Source organism: Arenimonas sp. (assembly GCF_019459675.1).
GTDB lineage: Bacteria > Pseudomonadota > Gammaproteobacteria > Xanthomonadales > Xanthomonadaceae > Arenimonas.
Window position 1 is genome coordinate 1 of the sequence record NZ_JAIBFH010000068.1, and the last position, 1,195, is coordinate 1,195.

Here is a 1,195-nt window from a genome sequence, read left to right on the forward strand (position 1 = left end):
CGCCGCGGATGCCGCTGTTGCGCGGCTCGCCCCATTCCTCTAAGTACACCTTCGGACGGCCCGGCAGCTGGGCCGTGGCCGCGGCGATGGCATCAACGCCCGACTGCAGCGCGTCGGCGTAGGCGTTGGCGCGACCGGCAACACCCACCAGCGCGCCCAGGCGGCGTACGTAGTCGACGATGCCGGCCACGCTGCGGTGGTTGCTGATCCACACCTCCACGCCGTGGCGGATCAGTTCGGCGGCGATATCGGCCTGGATGTCGGAGAAGCCGACCACGAAGTCAGGCTGCAGCTTGAGTATCTCGCCGACCTTGGCCGAGGTGAAGGCGCTGACCTTGGGCTTTTCCTTGCGCGCCCCCGGCGGCCGCACCGTGAACCCGGAGATGCCGACGATGCGGTGCTGTTCGCCCAGCGCGTACAGCACTTCGGTGGGCTCTTCGGTCAGGCAGACGATGCGCTGTGGGCCATGGCTCACGGATACAGCATCCGCAGGGTCCACTGCCCGTCCACGCGCTGGTAGTGGTGGCGCTCGTGCAGGCGGAAGCGCGCGCCGTACCAGAACTCGATGCGCTCGGGCACCACCCGGAATCCCGACCAGTGCGGGGGCCGCGGCACGTCCACGCCCTCAAACTTCTTCTCGAACGCGGTGATGCGCGCCTCGAAGGTCTCGCGCGCATCCAGCGTCTGCGACTGGATCGATGCCCAGGCGCCAACCTGGCTGGGCCGCGGCCGCGACGCGAAGTACTCGTCGGCTTCGGCCACCGACACCGGCTCCACCGTACCCTCTATCTTCACCTGCACCTGTTCGCGCAGGGTTTTCCACAGGAACAGCAGCGCCGCCTGCGGGTTGTCGGTGAGCTGGTGGCCCTTGCGGCTTTCGTAGTTGGTGTAGAACACGAAGCCGCGCGCGTCGAAGGCCTTCAGCAGCACGGTCCGCGCCGAAGGGCGGCCCTGGGCGTCGGCGGTGGCCACGGTCATGGCGGTGGGCTCAGGATCGCCTCCGTCGGTGGCTTCCTTGAGCAGGCTGCCGAAGGTATCCAGGGCTTGGGCGTAAAGGTCGGTCATGGGCGGGTCCTCGTTTGGACCATTGTCGCCCCGATGCCGCCCGCCGTGCACGTGCGGCCGCGACGCGGCCTGCCGGCGGCCACGCCGCGGCAAGCCCGGCTGGCGCGGCCCCCCGCCGCCCCCCGGCGCG

The 1,195-nt window shown here is 69.9% G+C and carries 2 protein-coding genes; both read right to left on the reverse strand.

The genetic code is table 11. The annotated features are described in order from the left end of the window. On the reverse strand, nucleotides 1-475 hold a 475-nt coding region (locus K0M70_RS02725), incomplete at its 3' end, for an ABC transporter substrate-binding protein (RefSeq protein WP_290778950.1). Next, nucleotides 472-1,065 carry a pyridoxamine 5'-phosphate oxidase gene (gene pdxH, locus K0M70_RS02730; protein WP_290778953.1) on the reverse strand — a complete coding sequence of 198 codons (594 nt, stop codon included), beginning with the start codon at nucleotides 1,063-1,065 and terminating at the stop codon, nucleotides 472-474. The genes pdxH and K0M70_RS02725, both read right to left, overlap by 4 nt. Nucleotides 1,066-1,195: the final 130 nt, after the last annotated feature.